Source organism: Thermosipho africanus Ob7 (assembly GCF_003351105.1).
In the GTDB taxonomy this organism is placed as follows: domain Bacteria; phylum Thermotogota; class Thermotogae; order Thermotogales; family Fervidobacteriaceae; genus Thermosipho; species Thermosipho africanus.
On sequence record NZ_NKRG01000018.1, the window covers coordinates 1 to 1,921 of the forward strand.

1 protein-coding gene is annotated in these 1,921 nt (G+C 32.7%); it reads right to left on the reverse strand.

Features of this window, described 5'->3' with window-relative positions; translation table 11 throughout:
- The coding region (locus OB7_RS09765) for a methyl-accepting chemotaxis protein (protein ID WP_147275534.1) at positions 1-1,921 on the reverse strand (1,921 nt) is incomplete at its 5' end.

Here is a 1,921-nt window from a genome sequence, read left to right on the forward strand (position 1 = left end):
TTATATTTTAAACTTAGAAAGGTATTCATTCAAAGAAGATACAGCAACATTTAAGTCGTCAGAGTAAGTTTTTACTTCACTTGCCTGTTTTGCTTGTTCTTCAACATCCATTGCCATTTGTTTTATTTCATTTTCTACCTCATCTAACGTTCTTGTTACTCTATCTATTGCTGCACTTACTTCTTCTGATGCTCCACTTTGCTCTTCACTTGTTGCTGCCAAATCATTTGTCATTGTTGAGATGTTTTCTATCCTTTCAAGCAATGTTTCTATGGATTCTGTTACTTTCTCCGCTGATTCTACTGATGTTCCTATCTTTTTATTTACTTCTTCTGTGTATTTTGCTACATTAAATGCTTGATCCTTTATCGTTGTTAGTATTTCTGATATCTTTTGTGTTGCGTTTTTACTTTCTTCTGCAAGTTTTCTTATTTCATCTGCAACTACTGCAAATCCTTTTCCTGCTTCTCCTGCTCTTGCTGCTTCTATTGCTGCATTTAAGGCTAAAAGATTTGTTTGTTCTGCTATACTTGAGATTGTTCCTACTATCTCTTCTATCATATTTGATGAGCTTTCCATTTCTTCTACTGATTTTGTTGTTTCTTTCATACTTTCATTTACGTTAATTATTACTTGTTTTAATTCATTTATTCTTTGTGATGATTCAACTGCCATTTCTTTCATTTCTTCTGCACTATGTGCAAGCTGTTCTGAATAGTTTGCTATATTTTGTGCTCCTGATGCTATTTCTTCCATTCCACTATTTGCTTCTTCCGTTGCTGCTGCTACATCTTGTATCTCAAGTGTTGCCTTTTTCACTGTTTCTTCTGCTTCTCTTGATGATTTTTCTGCCTTTTTTACCATTTCATCAAGCAGTTGTGATACTGAATATACTTGGGCATTTAGTTTCATTACTTCTCCTACTGTTTGTTTAAAGTTATCTACCAATATTTTAAATGCATTCGTAAGTTGACTTATTTCATCTTTTCCATCTTTTGTTTGTATTTCTACTGTTAAATCTCTGTTTGCAACTTTTTCTGCAATTTGACTTATTTCTATTATTGGTCTTGAGATGGATTTTGATACAAAGTATGCAATTATCCCTGCAAGTATTGCTATTATTATACCAGTTAGTATTCCAAGATTGATTATTCTCATTGCATCGGAAATTAGTTTTCCATAGTCAAGAATTGTCATAACTTTTAGTGGGAGATCATCAATTTTAGTAAAACTTGCAAATTTTTTACTTCCATTGTATTTGTATATAACACTACCAGTATCTTTAGAAAGTGCGTTGTAAAGGTCTTTTAAACTTTCATCTTTTGAAATATCCAATTTGTTTACTAAATTTTCATTAGAATGAGCGACAACAAGAGTGTCATATAAAATAGCTAAAGAAGCAGAAACATCTTCTTGATGGATATTATTTAACAGCTCTTGAAGGAAAGCTTGAGGATAAAAGCCAATTAAAGCAGCTTGGACATTGCCGCTGAAATCTTTAACAGGAGCAATAACGGCGATGGTATAAGTAGAATCAAATTCGAAAGGAATAAAGATATCATATTCTTTTTCACCAGAAAGAACAGAATCAATAACTTCTCTAAATTTATCACTAATATCAGGTGTGATTTCTCCTGTATCATCAAAGGTTGTACCGTCACTTAATATTAGGTATGTCCCTAGATAGCCTTCCTTTTTAAGAGAGTTCTTAGCGTTCCTTACCCCCCAAGAAATTTGCTTTTTTCCAAGATCTGTTGTTGAATTCATTAAATAAGGAGCAAGAGAGCCACCAGTAGCATATTTATAAAGAGGGTCAATGATAGTTTTAAGGCCAGCTTGGATGTCCTTTGAGATGGAAGTTAAAACAAGGTGATTAATTTTTTGAGCACCTTGTGAGACATTTTTAAAAGAAAGGTAAGAA